The sequence below is a fragment of the Sphingobacterium sp. UBA3519 genome (genome assembly GCF_002377215.1).
GTDB classification, from domain to species: Bacteria; Bacteroidota; Bacteroidia; order Sphingobacteriales; family Sphingobacteriaceae; genus Sphingobacterium; species Sphingobacterium multivorum.
In genome coordinates this window covers 283,213-303,714 of record NZ_DFPI01000010.1, presented here as the reverse complement: position 1 = coordinate 303,714, position 20,502 = coordinate 283,213, and the positions used below count along the sequence as shown (strand labels likewise).

Below are 20,502 nucleotides of genomic sequence, written 5' to 3'. Positions count from 1 at the left end.
AATAACAATAAAATGAGCAGCGTAAAGAAAATTGCGATTGGAAGTGACCATGCCGGCTTTGAATACAAAACAGCTTTGGTAAGTTTTCTAAATGAACTGGGTTATGAGGTAACAGACTTTGGAACAAACTCTCCAGATTCAGTTGATTATCCAGATTTCGCACACCCAGTTGCATCAGCAGTAGAAAATAAAGAAGCTGATGCCGGAGTCTTGATTTGTGGAAGTGCAAATGGTGTTGCTATCACAGCTAATAAACACCAAAATATTCGTGCTGCTATCTGTTGGTTGGAGGAAATTTCGGCTTTAGCCCGTCAGCATAATGATGCGAACGTGGTATGTATCCCAGCACGTTTTATCGACCTTGACCTCGCTAAAAAGATCGTCAACACATTTATAAACACGGAATTCGAAGGTGGGCGTCACGCTAACCGCGTAAACAAAATAGCTTGTAGCTGTTAGGTAAATTAACATATTTTAAGAAGCGGATGAAAAGCAAATTACACTTTTCATCCGCTTTTTTTTATATATTGTGCAGATAACGACACCTGTTATATCAATTAAGGAGATGATACGCAGCTGATCTGGTTAATTAAATTACAAAATAAGGTACTGAAAGTCACACTAGTAAAAAATAAACAATGAAGAAAATATACAACCTGCTTTGGATAGCATGCGCTCTGATGAGCTGTGCAAATGCACAGGACGTAAACAGTAAATATGCCGATGAAATCACGGTAGAATCTACACAGAAGCATCTGCGCACTTTAGCTTCTGTCGATTTTGAAGGCCGAGGAACCGGCCAAAAAGGCGGACGTCTGGCAGCAGAATATATTGCCAATGAATTTAAAAAATATGGACTTAGTGCACCTGTCAACGGATCCTATTTCCAACCTCTGCAACTAATTCGCAACAGCTTTAAAGTAAAGCAATTTAGTATTAACGACAGGCCCTTCCAGCATGGTAAGGACATTTTCGTCATTGGCAACAACGAGAACAAATTCTTCGAAAGCAATGAAATCGTGTTTATTGGTTATGGCATAGATGATCCCAAGTATTCGGATATCTCGGGCTTGGATCTCCACAATAAGATCGTTATGTTGATCAATGAGAATGAGCCAACAGATGAGAAAGGAAATTCATGGATTAGCAGCAAAAAGACTGCGTCGGACTGGGCAACAACCCGAAATAAAAAAGTCAAAGAGATCCTTAAACACAATCCCAAAATGGTATTAGCGATCAATAGTCAGCTGTCCCAACTTTTGGAGGATGCGGGAGACCGTGCTATTGAGGGTCGTTACAATTTGGCGGTGGACCAACCTGCGCCGGAAAAGTCGCCAATGATCCCTGTAGTCAACATTACAGACCATGCCGCAAATTATATACTAAACCTGGCGAGAACTAACCTTGCTACTGTTGTTGCAAAGATTAATCGTACGGGAAAACCTAATTCCTTTGTTATTTCAACAAATTTTAAAGCTGAGTTTGGCACCAATGCGGCTGCTTTAGCTGATCCAAACATTCTTGGCTATCTGGGAGGAACAGATAAAAAAGACGAAATCGTTGTGATCGGAGGCCACTACGACCATGATGGAATGGATTCCAAAGGCAATATCTTCTTTGGGGCCGATGACAATGCCTCGGGCACAACAGCCGTCCTTGAATTGGCACGCGCTTTTTCGAAAGCTAAATCAACAGGAAATGGCCCACGTCGCAGTATTTTGTTCATCACCTATGCTGCAGAAGAAAAAGGTTTACTAGGTTCCAAGTTCTATACAGAAAACCCCATATTTCCATTGAAAAACACCGTTGCTTGCATCAATATCGATATGATCGGCCGTGTCGACGACAAGCATCTCAAAGGCAATCATGATTATATCCACGCTATCGGTTCAGATAAATTGAGCTCCGAGTTATATGAGATCAATAAAAATGAGAATGAAAAACATACGAAACTGGAGATTGACTATATGTATGACAATCCAAAGGATCCTATGCGTTTGTACTATAGATCCGATCATTATAACTTTGCCAAGAAAGGTATTCCTTCTGTCTTTTATTTTTCGGGCCTGCATCCGGACTACCACACGCCTGCAGATACCTATGACAAGATCGACTTTCCATTAATGGTAAAACGCGAAAAGCTCGCATTTTACACGGCATGGCAAATAGCCAATAGGGAAAATCGCCTGGTCATCGACAGTAATAAAGAGTAAGGTCAAATTATCGGCTTTATCAAGGATTATTTTGTACAATACAAAAAGCAAGTAAATGATTGTTTACTTGCTTTTTTATGTACTAAAATGACCTTTAGCATAAACCTTTTATTCACAATTATTGTTATCTTTAATACAAAACAAGTATAATTTATGGCTTTTGTAGATTACTATAAAGTGCTTGGCATTGATAAAACAGCTTCAGCTGATGACATCAAAAAAGCATATCGAAAACTAGCCCGTAAATACCACCCTGATGTCAACCCCAATGACAATGAGGCCAAACAACGATTTCAGGAGATTAATGAGGCAAATGAAGTATTATCCGATCCCGAAAAGCGCAAAAAATATGACCAATATGGTGAACATTGGCAACATGGAGAGGAGTATGAAAAAGCGCAACAACAATACCGTCAGTCACAATCTAACGGAGGAAATCCATTCGGCGCTGGAGGAAATCCATTTGGTGGTGGCGGTTCCCATGAGTACACTGGAAACTTTGATGATGGGCAATTCTCTGATTTCTTCGAACAGATGTTTGGTAGCAGACGCGGAGGAGGCCGCCAAAGTACATTCCGCGGCCAGGACCTTAATGCGGAGCTCAGCTTAACCTTACAAGAAGCTTACACGACACATCAACAGACCTTCAATATCAATGGAAAAAGTATCCGCATCACGATTCATGCTGGCGTGGAGGATGGTCAAAAGATCAAACTGAAAGGTTATGGCGGAGAGGGCATCAACGGTGGCCCAAAAGGAGATCTCTATATCACTATCAACATCACGCCTGATGCCCGTTTTAAACGTCAGGGGAATGACTTATACACAACACTTGATATAGACCTCTATACAGCTATTTTAGGCGGTGAAGCAACTTTAGATACATTCGGCGGCAAAGTTAAACTGAAGATTAAAGCCGAAAGTCAAAATGGTGCAAAAATGCGACTTAAAGGAAAAGGATTCCCCTTGTATCGCAAAGAAGGTGAATTTGGCGATCTGTATGTCACATTGAATATTCAAATGCCCAATAATCTGTCTGCCGAAGAAAAGGCCTTGTTCCAACAATTGAAGGATTTAAAACACTAATCTTATGGAAACGACACTCATTAAAGTCATCGACTTCTGCCAGTCCAGAAAGGTTGAAACAACATTCCTGCAAACCATGGAGGAATACGGACTCATACATATTGTCATTCAACAAGAAGAACAATATATTGATGAAGAAGAGCTCCAAAAATTGGAACGCTTTTCAAATCTCTACTATGATCTTGAAGTAAATCCTGCCGGAATTCAGGTTGCCAGTCACCTATTGGAGAAAGTTGAACAGCTCCAAAATGAAATTTCACATTTAAAGAATAAATTGAAAGCCCTGGATTATTGATCCAAGGCTTTCAATTTATTTCGTTAGAATTTGACATCCCGCTCTGTATTCACCTTGGTCTGCCAAACAATCTTGTCTTGCAATGTGGTATATAGAATTTCATAATCCCCTTTACAAGTCACAAAGGAACCATAAAAATCACCAGGCTTCATCACGCGGTAAACAACCAGTTTTCGTTCTCCGTCAACTTCACCATAAGCTTTCATTAACATGTAACCTGTTTTATTCACCTTTTCTTCCGGAATTTTATAATCTAAATGCGAACGGCTACTACCATCATCAGGACATAAAATCTCTGTGCGGCTCGGGGTAAATTTATAACGATCGCGATACATAGCAACATTAGACATCACTACATCCTTCGCCCACGCGATATCGGTAAAATCCTCCGGGAAAAGAAAGATCAGCGACACCATTTTCTCTTGCCAAAGGCGCCCATTAAACGGAATTACAAAATGAAGCAGCTTTTGCCCCTTAAAAGTTGTAGTTGTATAAAAATATCGTCCCTCCTTATTTTGCTCCCGTTGAAAAGAACTTAAATCAAGTAGGTGATTTTTTTTCCCTTTTACATTTGGCGAGTTGTTGACTACAGCAAGCATGTCATACTGATATTTTCCTTCCAGATGTCCAGAAAACAAAACCTGATACGCGGTATCTGAATAGCGTAAATGGCGTAATACACGACGAAATCGATTGTCAACCTGCTTTGCATTAATCGGATTAGTCTTACCTTGCCAATTTTTATCCTCCATAATATCATCCCCGAGGAATACCGTAAGCTCTTTGTTAATATTAACAAAATACTCATCACCTTGTACAGCAAAACCGTTGGGAACCACTTTATAGGACTTACAGGAAGAAAGCATGGCCAAAACCACAATAAAATAGAAAATTTGAATGAATCTGCTCTGCATATTTATGATCTAATCTTTACTTCTTTAAATTTAAACGAATCGGCAATGTGTAAGCCACGCGTACCGGTTTACCGTTAACTAATCCCGGTTTCCATTTTTTCGCACCTTTTAGGAGCTCCAATGCCGCCTCTTTGGTTCCATAACCAAGATCTTTTTTTACATCAACATGGGATAAACTGCCATCCTTTTCGACAATAAAAGCCACTTCAACAATGCCATTAACCTCCCGTTTAATTGCTGCTTCCGGAAAAACAAAATTATCGCCTACCCAGATCATAAAAGATCGCATTCCCCCAATAGGTGTTGGTTGCACCTCAACTTTATCAAAAGTTACTAAATCGGACTGAAAATCCAATGAAAGATTCCAGCGGTCGCTCTCATCTTCCGTCCTTATCGATTTTACTTCCTTGAGTTGTTTTTCCGTCTCTTCACCAGATTCAGCGCCCGGGAATGAATGAGATGACATCCGGACCTTTCTGCCCAATGTGTCAGTTTCCTCCCAATAGTACGTCGTTTTTCCGCCAACGGTAACGGGTAAGGAAAGCAGCGATCGAACGACTTTCCCATTGACGATTGCAGGTTTCCATTTCCCACTTGCTTTTACAGCATTTTCCACAGCGGATGCCAAGCCATAGCCCAAATCATTCTTAGCCTTTATATGGCTCAACTCACCATTTTTCTCCACGATGGCTGAGATGACAATTACCCCGATCATATTATTTTTGATTGCTTCATCACTCACGTGGATTCTACTGCTCAATCCCATGACATACTTTTTCATTCCTCCAACTGGAATAGCCATGATCTCAGGATCTTTGTAGACCTTACTGTCTTCATTTACCTGTCCATTTTTCAGCTCCTCAGACTGGCTCGGCAATGTCTGCTCATCAGTCACAGTTAAGCCATTAACGCTTTCTTCTACATCCGCTACCATAGCCTTGGCCCTACTCGTATTAAAGACCAACGTAGACCCCGCTACCACCAATAACATGGGCAGCACAATCACATATAACAAGCGTTGTCTTTGTACAGATTTATCTTTAAATAACATCGTGATGCGCTGCTTTAAAAAAGAATGATTGGAAAACTCATGTGAAAAAGCCAATTGATCTGTACGTAATGCATGAGCAACCAGCATTTCTGCATAAGCCACTTTATCGGTCGAGCAAATTTCATCTACAATATACTCGTGTTGAAACCTTATTTCCTTTTGAAAGAAATACACAACAGGATTGAACCAATTGAAAATTTTAAGTAGCTCAATCAACAGTAAATCATAGGAATGTCCCTGCTCAGCATGAACCTGCTCATGCCATGCAATATTCTTCTTGTTTTTAATCGATTTTCCAATCACAACCCGATTAAAAAAAGAAAAACTCAGGTACTCAGGAGAAGAACGCAATACCCGAACAAGTTGCTTGATCCGTATCGCCAAGAAAAAAAAGGCGATTCCCGCTCCTATCCAATAGATCTTGGCAAGAATATCCAACAAAAAAAGAGGTTTTTTTTCGATCGGGCTCCCGATTTCGACATCCATATATGTTCCTAAGTCGACCTGTGGAATATGATTGGAAATCATTTCCGTCTTGGGTAATTCAATAAAAATACCCACAGGAGCTAATAAGGAAAATACAACCATTCCAATCAGATAGATCCGGTTCCATTGAAAAAAAGTAAGTTTTCTAAAAATCAGTTTGTAGAGCACAAAACTGATAATCAATGAAATATTGACAATCAATAAGAAATCATAATCAAAAAGTTTATAAAAGGGTATTGGTTGTTATTTATTACGTTCGATGATCGATAAGATGTCATCAAGTTCTTTGATGTCCAGCCTATTCTCTTCCAAAAAATAAGAGAGCATACGCTTGGGCGAATTATCAAAATAATTCGTTAATAACTTTCCTGTGATACCTTTCTTATATTCCTGTTTTGAAATCTTTGGTAAATATTGATGACTTTTACCAAAAGATTCATGCCTTACAAAGCCCTTTGTTTCGAGAATACGAACGATGGTCGAGACCGTGTTATAGGCCGGTTTCGGCTCCGGAAGTCGATCAATAATTTCTTTGACAAAGCCACGGCCCATCTCCCAGAGCTCTTGCATAATCTGCTCCTCAGCTTTCGTTAACTCTTTAAAATCCTCCATAACTCCTCAGGAATAAAATAAATACCAAAATAATAAATCAATACACAAGTTATAACTAAAATCATAGTTTTACAACTAATAAATTAGTTTAAAATACAAAATACTGATAATTAAACAATTAATTTACAACAATACGTGATATTGTCATCTTTATTCGTCGAAATTCTTTTTCCTTGAGGCTTTCAATTGAGACTGCTGTTTCTTTCGATCCAGTCTTTTCAGCACACTCGAATACGGAGTTTTGGTTTTTTTACGGGGTTTTGCTGGCACAAGTGCGCCTTCCACTATACGCTTAAAGCGATCGATTGCGATTTCTTTATTACGGATCTGCGACCGATCGATATCGCACTCCAATTGCAGTATTCCTTCTTTATTGATACGGTTTGCCAACGCGTTGAAAATCATTGCTTTTTCTTCAACAGAAGCAGCTGTGGATAGCGCAACATCCCACTGCAACAATACTTTCGATGACACCTTGTTTACATGTTGTCCACCTGCTCCACCCGATCTGGAAAACTTAAACGTAAGTTCTCCTATTACTCTTTCTAAATTCATTTATTTTTAAATGCTTCTTCTATTTTTTCCATCTTTTTTAATAGAAAGCTCAATTTTTCCACTTGATCCCGTTGTACTTCGACAAGTTCTTGTTCTTTGCGGATAATGAGATGATCTATTTTCTCATGCAATTCCCTGATTTCGAGTTCAGCCTTTAAGTTGACCATATAGTCATTTCTTGCACGTTCACGATCCTTATCTTCCTGTCTGTTTTGACTCATCATAATAACTGGAGCTTGCAAAGCAGCTACGCAGGACAAAATCAGGTTCAGTAAAATAAAGGGATAAGGATCAAAGCCTTTATTATTTAACCAAAAGATATTGGCCGCAATCCAGACAATCAAAAATAAGACAAAGGAAATAATAAAGGTCCAGCTTCCGCCAAACTCAGCCACTTTATCGGCAACCCGGTCTCCTACGCTGACTGGCTCCATATTATCTCCATCCAAACTTGCGCTGATCACTTTATTTTCCTTAAAACTGTTGATGACCTGCTGATCCAATTGACTTAACTGTCCAGACTCATCTTTCAGAAATTCGGCGATATAAGTTTCTTTAAATCGTGTCAACTCACTTGCGGCGATATACTTGTCCTTACTAAAACCTGGATATTCCTTTTTTATCAGCTTAAAAATGGGTTGTCGGATTGAAGCCCCCAAAATACGTTGTTCCGAAGGAAATTGCTGTCCTGAAATATCACTTATAAAGTTATCCATATACCGATTTAATATCTATTTAAAGATAGTGCTTTTTAACCAATCAAAAAATTCACAAAACTATGGCAATTGGTTTTTGTTATTTTACGCATAAATAGACGAAATTTGCAACACAAAATTCAGGAATAAGCATCTTCAATTTACCTTATTATCATAAAGTAAAATAAGAGGGCAATTGTCAAGCTAAAGAACTTCGTCGGTGCCACATGAATGAATAGCGTTTGTATGTAATGGACATTGCGAGTCTTGAACAACGACAATCAAAGTACTAACACGAGGTTCCCGGGAGCCTTTTAACAAAAAATAAACAGCGTTTATAACGGGATGCCGTTAAAATATGCGCTCAGACATAATTACGCAGATGAAAATAGGAATTGTTTGTTATCCCACCTTTGGTGGAAGTGGTGTAGTTGCAACCGAACTAGGAAAGGCCTTGGCCGCAAATGGACATGAGATTCATTTTATAACCTATCGACAACCTGCACGTCTGGATTTCTTTTCTGAAAACCTATACTATCATGAGGTAGCTGTTTCGCAGTATCCTCTTTTTGATTTTCTACCCTATGAATCTGCGTTAGCCAGCAAACTGGTTGATGTTGTTCGCTTCGAAAAGTTGGATTTGATCCACGTCCACTATGCCATTCCACATGCATCAGCGGCATTTATGGCCAAACAGATCTTACTCACTACCTACGGCATTAATATTCCTGTCGTGACGACTTTACACGGGACGGATATTACATTGGTTGGCAAAGACAAGAGTTTTAGTCCGGTCGTAACATTCTCCATCAATCAGTCCGATGGCGTAACCGCTGTATCACAGAATCTGAAAGATCAGACGCTTCAATATTTTGATATTACGCGCGATATCAAAGTGATTCCCAACTTTATTGACCTCGACAGATTTAGCAATAAAGATCGGTCACATTTCAAAAAAGCCATTGCCCCCGGCAATGAGCGTATATTGGTCCATACGTCCAACTTTAGAAAAGTCAAAAATACAGAAGATGTCATCCGTATTTTTAAGAAAGTACATGATGTTATCCCTTCCAAATTATTGATGGTAGGTGACGGCCCTGAGCGTCGAAATGCAGAAGAGCTATCCAGAGAACTTGATGTATGCAAGGACGTCCGTTTCTTGGGGAAACAGGATGCAGTGGAAGAAATATTGTCTGTATCAGATCTATTTCTGATGCCTTCAAGTTCGGAAAGTTTCGGTCTTGCGGCCTTAGAAGCCATGGCTTGTCAAGTTCCAGTTATCTCTTCCAATACTGGAGGGTTACCTGAGCTGAATGAAAACGGCGTCACTGGATTTCTCAGTGCTGTTGGTGATGTTGAAGATATGGCAAAGAATGCGATTTATATCTTGGAAGATGGAGAGCGCTTAGAAAAATTTAAGGAAGCGGCATTAAATCATGCGAAAAAATTCCAATTGTCCAATATTATGCCTTTATATGAACAGTATTACGGAGAAGTCATTAATCAAACAATAAAAGCACAATAAATATTATTTTAGGCTTAAGGGATAAAAAAAATATTTTATCTTTGACCTTTGGAAAATTTCCAAAAAAACAATTATGAAATACAAACGTATCTTATTAAAACTTAGCGGTGAATCCTTAATGGGTGACCAAAGCTACGGTATCGATATTAACCGTGTATCACAATACGCTAATGATATCAAAGAACTTCACGATCAAGGTTTAGAAATTGCAATTGTTATCGGTGGCGGTAATATATATCGTGGTCTAAGCGCCGAAAAATCAGGCATGGACCGTGTTCAAGCAGACTATATGGGCATGCTTGCCACAGTCATCAACAGCATGGCACTTCAAGATGCGCTTGAGAAAGTTGGGAAAAAGACACGTTTGCTTACTGCGATCAAAATGGAGCAAATCTGCGAACCATTTATTCGCAGAAGAGCTGTACGCCATTTGGAAAAAGGCCGTATTGTTATTTTCGGAGCTGGTACAGGAAACCCTTATTTCACAACGGATACCGCTGCATCTTTGCGTGCAATCGAAATCAATGCGGATGCCGTATTGAAAGGAACCCGTGTGGATGGTATTTACACCGCAGATCCTGAAAAAGATCCTACTGCAACAAAATTTGAAGAAATATCATTCACAGAGGTTTATGAGAAAGGATTAAATGTTATGGATATGACAGCCTTTACCCTTTGTCAAGAAAACAAATTACCGATCATCGTATTTGATATGAACAAACCAGGCAACTTATTGAAACTTGCTAATGGTGAACATGTCGGAACTGTGGTTAAATAATTTAAATCTGTAAAAAACGTAATCTTATATGAACGAACTAATTTCAATTGAATTGGACGATTGTAAAGACAAGATGTCCAAAGCAGTTGCTCACACCGAATCCGAATTAACTAAAATTCGTGCGGGTAAAGCTTCTCCATCGATGTTAGATGGAATTTCAGTAGACTATTATGGTAGCGCCACTCCACTTTCACAAGTGGCCAACATCAATACAACTGATGCACGGACTATTGTTATCCAACCTTGGGAAAAATCGCTCATCAACGCAATTGAAAAAGCTATCACTGACGCTAACCTAGGAATCAACCCACAGAATGACGGTATCGTTATTCGTCTGAATATTCCTCCTTTAACAGAAGAAAGAAGACGTGATTTGGTTAAGAAAGTAAAAGAAGAAACTGAAAGAGGCCGTATTGGTGTACGTAATATCCGTAAAGATGTCAACGAATCCATCAAAAAATTAAAAAATGACGGCGCTTCTGAAGATGAAATCAAAACTGCTGAAGGTGAAGTTCAAAAATTAACAGATGCATTCATTGTAAAAGTTGATAAATTGGCTGAACTGAAAGAAAAAGATATCATGACTGTTTAAGTTTTCCTACTTGAATAGAAAAAAGGTCTGAAAAATATTCAGACCTTTTTTATTGGTGTGAAGAACTCCGCACTCCTCCCCTAAAAAGAACTCTTCCCAACCTACAAGACATTGACCTTCCAAAAATTTTATGGGTTAAGATTCAGCATACACTTCAAAAATATTCCCTGTTGTACCATTGATTTCTGAACAAATAATTGTACATTGTACACTAACAAGTAATCAATTATATGATGAACAATTCTCGTCGTCAATTTTTAAAGCAAGCTGGAATAGGTCTTTCGGCAGCTTATCTGGTGCCCAACTTTATATCTTGTCAAAATAAAGCCGGTGCAATCAGCGACAATCCATTACAGAATATAGGCGTACAGCTGTATTCCATTCGCGATTTAATGGATAAAGATCCGAAAGGATCTTTGGAACAAATTGCCAAAATTGGGTATAAACATGTTGAGCTCTATGGGATAGACGCCACAGCCAAGCAGTTCTGGAAATTGCCTTACAAAGAGTTGAAGAAAATATTGGATGATAACGGTCTAAAAACACATTCAGGCCATTACGATATGTCCAAATACCTCAGTAAAGCGCATACCGACAAAGAAGATCTTGCGGCTTATTTTGATGCAGCAAAAGAACTTGGCCAAGAATATGTAATTGCTCCTGTGACACCGATGTTTGATCTGAATGCATTGAAAAAAGATGATTATCTCTATGCTGCCGAGCAATTGAATAAAGCTGGTGAACAGGCTAAAAAATTGGGTCTAAAAGTTGCCTACCACAACCATTTCTGGGAATTTAGGGATCTGGGCAATAATACGACCGGTGAAGAGGTGATGTTAGCATTCACTGAACCTGATTTGGTCGATTTTGAATTAGACCTTTTCTGGGCAGAAAAAGCGGGTAAAAACCCGATAGCCTTGTTTGAAAAATTCCCCAACCGTTTTAAACTATGGCATGTCAAAGATATGGATAAAACAAAATCCAATCCCATTGAATGGCCCAAAGATGGAAAATTGCCGATTGAGCAAATCTTCAATGACATCAAGTATACCGAAGTGGGGACCGGAAGCATCAACTTCCCTGAAATCGTCAAAGAAAAGAATAAAGCCGGACTTAAATATGCATTTGTCGAGCAAGACAATATCTATATGCCAGATAAGATCGAAAGTCTCAAAAAAAGTTACGATTATGTTCAGGCAAATCTTACAAAATAAAAAAAGGGAGCAATGCTCCCCTTTTTTATTTTGTAAGATTGTCAGCTTAGAATTCGGTATCTTCGACTTCTACTGCGGTCTCGATTACTTTTCTCGCCAACTCTTCTTTAAATTCGATGATATTCTTGCTGATTGTTTCATCATGTGTACCCAGAATCTGAGCTGCCAATATACCTGCATTCTTCGCCGCATTTAAAGCGACAGTTGCTACAGGAATACCATTGGGCATCTGAAGGATAGAAAGTACCGAGTCCCATCCATCAATGGAATTTGATGATTTTACAGGTACGCCTATTACAGGTAAATGTGTAATTGAAGCGACCATTCCGGGCAAATGCGCCGCACCACCCGCTCCAGCAATAATAACTTTCAAACCACGAAATGCTGCATTTTTGGCATAATCAAACATACGTTGTGGTGTACGATGTGCTGAGACGATCGTTACCTCAAATTCCACCCCAAGGGTTTTGAGCACATCTATCGCATCCTGCATAACAGGAAGATCTGATTTGCTTCCCATGATAATGCCTACCTGGGCCTTATTATTGACTGACATAGTATTGTTTAAGCTTTAATTTTTAATATTTCTTGTACTTTTCTTGCATTGAAGATCGCTTTCTCCCGGTCATCATTGATAATACAAACATGGCCCATCTTACGGAATGGCTTCGTATATTTCTTTCCATATAAATGGATATATACGCCTTCCATTGCCAACACCTCTTCTACACCCTCGTATTTGGCCAATCCTTCATAGCCAGGTTCACCTAACAGGTTAATCATAACGGCGTTCGTTCTGCATCTGGTATCACCTAACGGTAGATTGAAGATAGCTCTTAAATGCTGTGCAAATTGCGACACATAATTACCCTCTATGGTCTGGTGACCACTATTATGCGGACGCGGAGCCAATTCATTGACCAGAATATCACCATTTTTCGTTAGGAACATCTCTACAGCCAATATACCCACGATCTGTAGATCATCGGCAATCTTTTTTGCTATAGCCTCAGCGCGTTGTTGGATCTCTACACCATACAAAGACGGCGCAATCAAAAATTCCACCAAGTTAGCCTGAGGATTAAATTCCATCTCTACCATTGGAAATGTAGACACCTCACCTTTATCATTCCGGGCAACAATGACCGCAATTTCTTTTTCAAAATCTACCCATTCTTCAATTAAGCTGGGTTCTTCGAAAGCATCTTGTATATCTTGTTGGTTAACAATCTTCTTTACCCCTTTCCCATCGTATCCATCCTTACGCAATTTCTGGATATAGGGTAAGTTTAACGAGGCATTCACTAAATTATCTTTATTGGATATCAATTGAAATGCCGAAGTGGGGATATCATTTTGTTTAAAAAATTGCTTTTGCAGACCTTTATCTTGAATCAGACGAATGATACGTGATTGTGGGTACACGATAACGCCCTCGCCTTCCAGTTTCTCTAAAGCATCTACATTCACCTTCTCAATCTCGATCGTGATCATGTCCAAATCCTTACCGAAATTATAGACCGTTTCAAAATCGCCCAATGAACCACATTCAAATTTATTGCACAACTTGCGACAAGGAGCATTCTTATCCGGGTCCAATACATGAACATTTACATTGTAATTAATGGCTTCCTGGATGAGCATTCTTCCCAGTTGACCACCGCCAAGAATACCCAATTGCAATTCACCATAAAAATCTTTTGCCATAATTGATTTAAAATCTTATAAAATTTATCTTTTAAGCTTTTCCGCTGAACAATTGCTCACCCAACAAGCTTTCTTTGTCTATCTTTTTTTGCAACTCAATAAAAGCACCAATTAATGCCTCGGGACGTGGCGGACAGCCCTGGACATAAACATCCACAGGGATCACTCGATCTACCCCTTTGACCACATGATAACCATGCTGCCAATATGGACCGCCACAGTTGGAGCAAGAGCCCATCGAGATAACATATTTAGGATCGGGCATCTGTTCATATAGTTTCTTGATACGATCGGCCATCTTAAAAGTAACCGTTCCAGCAATAATGATCACGTCGGATTGCCGTGGAGAAGGCCTTGGGAATACGCCCATCCGGTCTAAATCATACGTTGAAGCCATTGCCCCCATCATTTCAATGGCACAGCAAGCAATACCAAAGCTCATGGGCCACATTGAAGACAACCTTGCCCAATTCAGCAAATCATCTAATTTGGCAACAATAACACCATTATTCTGCAATTGACTATCTAAACTCATGCTTACTCAGGTTTTTTAAATCGAGGTTTAAAGGCTGGTTTCGGCGTCGACACCTGTTCATCTGTCGTCGTTTTGTGCGCGACAGTTTCATCTCCAAGACCTGCATAATCACGCACCTGATACGTCCTACTATTCAGGCTTGCATAGGCACTATCCGGGATAGCTACAGGAACTTTAGGTAAGGACACATTCGGTTTAACCCATTCCAAATCGCCCTTTTTCCAAACAAAAACCAATCCTAAAATTAAAATGCCAATGAACATAGCCATTTCAATCATGGTAAACCACCCCCATCTTCCATCTGCCGCAATATATTCGGACTGTCCAAATACAGTGGCCCATGGAAAAATAAAAATAAGTTCTACATCAAAAAGTAAAAATACAAGGGCAATAACATAGAACCGTGGATTAAACTGAACCCAAGAAGAACCAATGGGATCCTCTCCACATTCGTAAGTACCAGATTTGATGGGATTATTCTTTTTCGGAGAGATTAAACGTGCTAGAAAAATGGTCGCACAGACTAACAGCGCCCCTATCAGCAGAATGATAAGGATTTTGCCGTATTCCGATAATTGCGCGGGGTCATCCATAATAATTACAAATTTAACAAATATTTCGTTTACTCGGGTGAGGAACTTGAAATTACGAATTATTTCTTTAAAAACAGTTCGAATTTTAAGGCATTAATGCCCCGTATCCGGTCTGCAAGCAGTCCCCAATTCATCTGGTGCAGCACTTAGCAGCAACCGAAAATTAATCGAAAGAGCAATGCCATGTTCAAAACCTTCATGACTTTGCAGACACCAACAGCAATGAAAGCGGACTGAAGGTTCTTTCTGGCCAATAAGATCAGACATTTTCAGAAAAAAAAGAGGGCATCGTATAAAACGATGCCCTTCTTATGATGTAACTATTCTCCAAAAATTACATTTTTCCTGGCATTTTGGGCATATTACGCATCAATTTAGCCGCCATCGCCGGATTAGACATCTGCTTCATGACTTTACGCATATCACCAAATTGTTTCAATAACTTATTCACTTCATTAATATCAGTACCTGATCCCTTCGCAATACGTAAACGACGTTTTTGATCAATGACATCTGGGTTTTCGCGTTCAAAAGGTGTCATGGAATCGATAATCGCTTCAATGGGTTTGAAAGCATTGTCATCGACTTCAATATCTTTCATTGCTTTCCCAACGCCAGGGATCATTCCCATGAGGTCTTTCATATTACCCATTTTCTTGATTTGTTGAATCTGGGATTTAAAATCGTTGAAATCGAATTTATTCTTACGGATTTTCTTTTGGAGCTCTGCGGCTTGCTTCTCGTCAAACTGTTGCTGTGCACGTTCCACTAAGGATACCACGTCACCCATACCCAAAATACGAGAGGCCATACGATCAGGGTGGAATACATCCAATGCATCCATCTTTTCACCTGTACCAATAAACTTGATAGGCTTATTAACGACAGATTTAATCGATAAAGCTGCACCACCGCGTGTATCACCATCCAACTTAGTCAATACTACACCTGTAAAGTCCAGACGGTCGTTGAACGTCTTAGCTGTATTCACGGCATCTTGACCAGTCATTGAATCCACAACAAATAGGATTTCGTCTGGCTTTGTCGCCTCTTTAACTGCTGTAATCTCAACCATTAAAGGCTCATCGATGGCCAAACGACCGGCTGTATCGATGATTACGACATTATTTCCATTGCGTTTTGCTTCTTCCACACCGGCTTTGGCAATCGCAATAGGATCGTTAGATTCACGATTCACATACACTGGTACGCCCACTTGTTCGGCAAGCACTTCCAATTGATCGATCGCTGCAGGGCGATAAACGTCACCAGCCACCAACAATGGTTTTTTATTCTTTTTATCTTTAAGGTACAAGGCCAACTTACCGGAGAAAGTTGTTTTACCAGCACCATTCAAACCCGCAATTAGAATGACTGTTGGATTTTTTCCAGTCTCAAGCTCCGTAACAGATCCGCCCATCAAAGCTGTCAACTCATCGTTCATGATCTTCGTCAACAATTGGCCCGGGGAAATACTTGTCAGCACATTTTCGCCTAAAGCTTTTTGTTTAACATCGTCGGTAAAAGTTTTGGCAGTTTTATAATTCACATCGGCATCCAACAACGCTTTGCGAATTTCTTTCATCGTTTCTGCAACGTTGATCTCGGTAATACTCCCCTGTCCTTTTAATACTTTAAAGGCCCTATCTAACTTATCTTGAAGATTTGAAAACATAAAATCTGAATCTTATTCTATATAAACAGCAAAGTTAAAAAAATTGTCTATAGTAACCTCATTAACACCCCATAAAAAATGCGACTATGAAAAATAATCACATTTTTGTAGGATAAAGTTACAATATCCGTATTTAATCACTTCTACGGCCACCGAATAAAATAGACGCATAATACAAAAGTGTTACCAACGCACTTAACGCCGCTACGACATAAGTCATCGCTGCCCATTTCAAAGCATCTTTCGCACCGTCATGTTCTTCGCCATTATAGGTTACACCAGCATGGTTTAACCATTCCAGTGCGCGGTTCGACGCATCAAACTCTACGGGCAAGGTGATAAAAGAGAACAGGGTCGTAATAGCCAAAGCCCCCACTCCAACAGCTAAAAGCCATGGGTTACCCCCTTTGGAAAAAGCAAATAGCATAACACCCAGCATCAATACCCATGATGTCATTTTAGAGGCCACATTTACCATCGGAACCATTGCCGAACGGAATCCCAACCATTTATAGGCTTTGGCGTGCTGTACAGCATGGCCACATTCGTGCGCCGCTACTGCTGCAGCTGCAACACTGCGGCCACTGTAAACTTCAGGACTTAAATTTACGGTTTTATCTGACGGATTATAGTGATCTCCCAAGCGATCTGGAATAGACACTACCTTTACATCATATATACCGTTATCATTCAACATTTTTTGCGCAATCTCAGCTCCAGACATCCCATTGCTCAAAGGCATTTCGGCGTATTTCTTAAATTTGTTTTTGAATCTTGTTTGGACAATCAGGCTTACCACCATTATTCCAATAAATAAAATCAAGTACATAGCTATTCAATCGTTTTATTTTATTATATGACTATCAAACCTTATTCCAATCGTCGAAAAAAGGCATATGCATGAATTTCTAAGATAAAAAAAGTCTTTGACCTGACAAAAAGAACAGGTTCATCTGATCTCCACATGACATAATTGCCAGATCATTTGGGCAGACTCCATTTTCAGCTTCGTACAGTGAAACACCTGCGCTATTTAACAAGAATCCAAGATGTAGTCTCATCGGTGAGTATTGGAGATGCGTTTTATTTCAAGTTCGATCAGGGAGCTTATTATTGAAGCAAATGGCTTTTGAAAACACGATGCTCAACGGATTGTAGCCTTGCTATACTATTAAGACAAAGATGAGAAACTAAGACAAAAGACGAGAAACTACAAAAGCGTCGAGACTTCCTATGGCTCCAATTAGGAATGCAAATAAAAAGGGGCATTAAAAAATGCCCCCTTTATTATAAATAGCCCATTTGCAGGGTAAGATCAGTACCTTCAATCATTTTACGTAAATTGCTCAATGCGTAGCGCATCCTCCCTAAAGCAGTATTGATACTTACTTCGGTTATCTCCGCAATATCTTTAAAACTCATATCACAAAAGTGACGCATAATAAGCACTTCTTTTTGATCGTCCGGAAGCTTTTGAATCATTTTTTTAAGGTCTACATCAACCTGCTGTTTGAGCATTTTTGACTCTGCGCTTTCATCACTAAATTCGAGCACCTCAAAAATATCAAACCCGTCGGCATTCACAATATTCGGAGCACGTTTTGCTTTTCTAAAAAAGTCAACAATCATATTGTGCGCTATACGTATAGCCCAAGGTAAAAATTTACCTTCTTCATTATATTTACCGGATTTTAAGGTGTTGATGATTTTTATGAAAGTCTCCTGGAAAATATCTTCAGCAAGATATTCATCTTTAACTTTCATATATATGGAAGTATATATTTTCGATTTATATCGATTCAACAATGCCTCTAGACCGGACTCTTGGCCGCCGACATACATTTGGATCAACTCTTGATCGCTTTTACTTTTTAAAAGTCTCATACGTCACTTACTTTTTTAGCAGTTCGCAAATAAATTATCAGTTCTGTGTTAAAATGTAAATGTTTGCCGTATAAACTATCCTTTCTTATTGTAAAACAATCAATTAATCTAAAACCAAATTACCGTAAAATAAATGAGTAATCAAATTATTACAATTTATTTTAAGATTTTTTAACATTTAAAAATAAGTTATCTACCTCATAATTCCAAAATAAAGGTTCTTCGACCACAGTACGCCCCTTCAGACAAGATGGAATAACAACCTCGAACAGCTCCAAAATAACAAGTTTTAAAGTTACTACTTCATACGGACTTTATAGGGAGCTAATAGGGACCTTATAGGGACCTCATTCGGATGAATACCTATAAAATCCGTTTAAAGTCCGTATAAGATTGTTGTTAAGTTCGTCTAAAAAGTTAAGTTGATACGAGACTGTAACGGAACTATTCTTTCTAAAATAGCAGTAGAAAAAAAGACGGGATAAAAAAGCGGAACCACCGCATCGGTAATTCCGCTTTTTCTATTCCTATGGAAAAAGTCTTATTTATACAATGGGAACTCAGCCATCATTGCTTTTACTTTACCATGGATCAAATCCAGTTGCGCATCATTAGATGCATTTTTCAATGCCTCATCGATCAATTCACCGATTTGAATAATTTCATTCTCTTTAATACCACGTGTAGTGATTGCAGCAGTACCAAAACGTACACCTGAAGTCACAAAAGGAGAACGTGTATCGAAAGGAACCATATTTTTATTTGTTGTGATACCCGCTTTACCCAATACAGCTTCGGCTTCTTTACCAGAAATATCTTTATTGCGTAGATCCACCAACATCAAGTGATTGTCTGTACCACCAGAGATGATCTTATAATCTCTTTCTACAAAGAATTGCGCCAATGCAGCTGCATTTTTCTTTACCTGAACGATATATTCCATATACTCATCGGATAAAGCCTCACCATAAGCGATTGCTTTAGCAGCGATTGTATGTTCTAAAGGACCACCTTGTGTACCTGGGAATACAGCTAAATCCAATAATTGTGTGATTGTACGGATTTCACCTTTAGGTGTTTTGATACCCCATGGATTTTCAAAATCTTTACCGACCATGATCATACCACCACGAGGGCCACGAAGCGTTTTGTGCGTCGTTGTTGTAACAATATGGCAATGTGGAAGTGGATCATTCAATAAACCACGCGCGATTAAACCTGCAGGGTGAGAAATATCTGCCATCACGATAGCACCAATTTCGTCTGCAACTTTACGGATGCGTGCGTAATCCCAATCACGAGAATAAGCAGAAGCACCACAGATAATCATCTTTGGTTTTTCACGAAGCGCTGTTTCTTCCAATTGCTCATAGTCAATTAAACCAGTGTCTTCTTTTACACCATAAAATAATGGTTGATAGATCTTACCCGATAAGTTCGCTGGCGAACCGTGTGTCAAGTGACCACCGTGAGATAAATCAAGACCTAAAATTTTGTCGCCAGGTTTGATTGTCGCCAAAAAAACAGCCGCATTTGCTTGAGCACCAGAGTGAGGCTGAACATTTACCCATTCTGCGCCAAATAATTGTTTTGCACGGTCAATTGCGATGGTTTCGATCTCATCCACAACTTCACAACCTCCATAGTAACGTTTTCCTGGGAGGCCTTCTGCATATTTATTTGTCAACACTGAACCAGCAGCTTCCATCACTTGTTTTGAAACAAAGTTCTCTGAAGCAATTAATTCAATACCTTCTTCTTGGCGTTTAAGCTCATCAGCTATTAAATTAAAAATGGCTTGATCTCTTTCCATTGTTTTTAAATGTTGTAAAGTAAATTTTGTAGTTTATTTTAATGCCTCAAAGATAGCATATTCCATAAAGAATATCGACAAAAAGTCCTATTTAATTAAATGTTCTTAGAAAAACAGCCTTATTAATGCGAATTACCTAATTAGGTCGGGATCATTTTATGGTACTATCGGACAAAATAAGCGGACAAAGAATTGAATGTTTCGAAAATGTCAAAAAATCCAGGTCAAGCAATTTGCCGTTAAAAAAATGTATTTTTGTATTGGATTGGCTAAAACACT

Annotated in this window: 21 protein-coding genes; 8 read left to right on the top strand and 13 right to left on the bottom strand. The window is 39.1% G+C overall.

Annotation, left to right across the window (positions count from 1 at the left end; translation table 11 throughout):
• Nucleotides 1-12: 12 nt before the first annotated feature.
• The 4 genes from rpiB to B3297_RS05260 all read left to right on the top strand — a co-directional run bounded on the left by rpiB (nt 13) and on the right by B3297_RS05260 (nt 3,594).
• A complete protein-coding gene (rpiB, locus tag B3297_RS05275; protein ID WP_046672275.1) occupies nt 13-459 on the top strand; it encodes a ribose 5-phosphate isomerase B in 447 nt (148 codons plus the stop codon).
• 179 nt (nt 460-638) lie between these two features.
• Entirely contained in the window at nt 639-2,213 is a 1,575-nt protein-coding gene (locus tag B3297_RS05270; protein ID WP_286728074.1) for a M28 family peptidase, read from the top strand.
• 153 nt (nt 2,214-2,366) lie between these two features.
• Nucleotides 2,367-3,299 carry a DnaJ C-terminal domain-containing protein gene (locus B3297_RS05265; RefSeq protein WP_070566219.1) on the top strand — a complete coding sequence of 311 codons (933 nt, stop codon included), beginning with the start codon at nt 2,367-2,369 and terminating at the stop codon, nt 3,297-3,299.
• Nucleotides 3,300-3,303: 4 nt separating this feature from the next.
• Entirely contained in the window at nt 3,304-3,594 is a 291-nt protein-coding gene (locus tag B3297_RS05260) for a chaperone modulator CbpM (protein WP_046672278.1), read from the top strand.
• Nucleotides 3,595-3,617: 23 nt separating this feature from the next.
• Here the strand turns inward: B3297_RS05260 and B3297_RS05255 are convergent, their stop codons facing one another.
• From B3297_RS05255 to B3297_RS05235, 5 genes are all read right to left on the bottom strand, one after another.
• The gene (locus tag B3297_RS05255) at nt 3,618-4,508 is read right to left on the bottom strand and encodes a hypothetical protein (RefSeq protein ID WP_070566215.1); all 891 of its coding nucleotides are present in this window, start codon (nt 4,506-4,508) and stop codon (nt 3,618-3,620) included.
• Between the two features lie 16 nt (nt 4,509-4,524).
• A complete protein-coding gene (locus B3297_RS05250) occupies nt 4,525-6,213 on the bottom strand; it encodes an energy transducer TonB (RefSeq protein ID WP_286778537.1) in 1,689 nt (562 codons plus the stop codon).
• Nucleotides 6,214-6,288: 75 nt separating this feature from the next.
• Complete coding sequence (locus B3297_RS05245) at nt 6,289-6,657, bottom strand: BlaI/MecI/CopY family transcriptional regulator (RefSeq protein WP_115047324.1); 369 nt, start codon at nt 6,655-6,657, stop codon at nt 6,289-6,291.
• A gap of 150 nt (nt 6,658-6,807) precedes the next feature.
• Nucleotides 6,808-7,212, bottom strand: a complete 405-nt coding sequence (gene arfB / locus B3297_RS05240) for an alternative ribosome rescue aminoacyl-tRNA hydrolase ArfB (RefSeq protein ID WP_286778536.1) — start codon at nt 7,210-7,212, stop codon at nt 6,808-6,810.
• Nucleotides 7,209-7,928 carry a DUF1003 domain-containing protein gene (locus B3297_RS05235; protein ID WP_070566208.1) on the bottom strand — a complete coding sequence of 240 codons (720 nt, stop codon included), beginning with the start codon at nt 7,926-7,928 and terminating at the stop codon, nt 7,209-7,211. Before B3297_RS05235 ends, arfB begins: the two co-directional genes overlap by 4 nt.
• 361 nt (nt 7,929-8,289) lie before the next feature.
• Here B3297_RS05235 and bshA point away from each other — a divergent pair, with 361 nt between their 5' ends.
• From bshA to B3297_RS05215, 4 genes are all read left to right on the top strand, one after another.
• Entirely contained in the window at nt 8,290-9,432 is a 1,143-nt protein-coding gene (gene bshA, locus B3297_RS05230; protein WP_046672291.1) for an N-acetyl-alpha-D-glucosaminyl L-malate synthase BshA, read from the top strand.
• A 73-nt stretch (nt 9,433-9,505) separates the two neighbouring features.
• A complete protein-coding gene (pyrH, locus tag B3297_RS05225; RefSeq protein ID WP_046672284.1) occupies nt 9,506-10,210 on the top strand; it encodes a UMP kinase in 705 nt (234 codons plus the stop codon).
• Between the two features lie 28 nt (nt 10,211-10,238).
• On the top strand, nt 10,239-10,802 hold the full coding sequence (frr, locus tag B3297_RS05220; protein WP_070566206.1) for a ribosome recycling factor: 564 nt from the start codon (nt 10,239-10,241) through the stop codon (nt 10,800-10,802).
• 230 nt (nt 10,803-11,032) lie between these two features.
• Nucleotides 11,033-12,016 (top strand): sugar phosphate isomerase/epimerase family protein, encoded by a 984-nt coding sequence (locus B3297_RS05215; protein ID WP_236586123.1) that lies wholly within the window; start codon nt 11,033-11,035, stop codon nt 12,014-12,016.
• A 46-nt stretch (nt 12,017-12,062) separates the two neighbouring features.
• Here B3297_RS05215 and purE read toward each other — a convergent pair whose 3' ends face one another.
• The 8 genes from purE to glyA form a co-directional block, all read right to left on the bottom strand.
• Complete coding sequence (gene purE, locus B3297_RS05210; protein ID WP_046674039.1) at nt 12,063-12,572, bottom strand: 5-(carboxyamino)imidazole ribonucleotide mutase; 510 nt, start codon at nt 12,570-12,572, stop codon at nt 12,063-12,065.
• Nucleotides 12,573-12,580: 8 nt separating this feature from the next.
• On the bottom strand, nt 12,581-13,723 hold the full coding sequence (locus B3297_RS05205; RefSeq protein WP_201639724.1) for a 5-(carboxyamino)imidazole ribonucleotide synthase: 1,143 nt from the start codon (nt 13,721-13,723) through the stop codon (nt 12,581-12,583).
• A gap of 31 nt (nt 13,724-13,754) precedes the next feature.
• Nucleotides 13,755-14,258 (bottom strand): NADH-quinone oxidoreductase subunit B, encoded by a 504-nt coding sequence (locus B3297_RS05200; RefSeq protein WP_046674041.1) that lies wholly within the window; start codon nt 14,256-14,258, stop codon nt 13,755-13,757.
• Nucleotides 14,259-14,260: 2 nt separating this feature from the next.
• A complete protein-coding gene (locus B3297_RS05195; RefSeq protein ID WP_201639725.1) occupies nt 14,261-14,851 on the bottom strand; it encodes an NADH-quinone oxidoreductase subunit A in 591 nt (196 codons plus the stop codon).
• Between the two features lie 334 nt (nt 14,852-15,185).
• Nucleotides 15,186-16,526 (bottom strand): signal recognition particle protein, encoded by a 1,341-nt coding sequence (gene ffh / locus B3297_RS05190; protein WP_046674043.1) that lies wholly within the window; start codon nt 16,524-16,526, stop codon nt 15,186-15,188.
• A 133-nt stretch (nt 16,527-16,659) separates the two neighbouring features.
• A complete protein-coding gene (locus B3297_RS05185; RefSeq protein ID WP_070562330.1) occupies nt 16,660-17,355 on the bottom strand; it encodes a zinc metallopeptidase in 696 nt (231 codons plus the stop codon).
• A gap of 458 nt (nt 17,356-17,813) precedes the next feature.
• The gene (locus tag B3297_RS05180; RefSeq protein ID WP_046674045.1) at nt 17,814-18,410 is read right to left on the bottom strand and encodes an RNA polymerase sigma factor; all 597 of its coding nucleotides are present in this window, start codon (nt 18,408-18,410) and stop codon (nt 17,814-17,816) included.
• Between the two features lie 541 nt (nt 18,411-18,951).
• A complete protein-coding gene (glyA, locus tag B3297_RS05175; RefSeq protein ID WP_046674046.1) occupies nt 18,952-20,223 on the bottom strand; it encodes a serine hydroxymethyltransferase in 1,272 nt (423 codons plus the stop codon).
• Nucleotides 20,224-20,502: the final 279 nt, after the last annotated feature.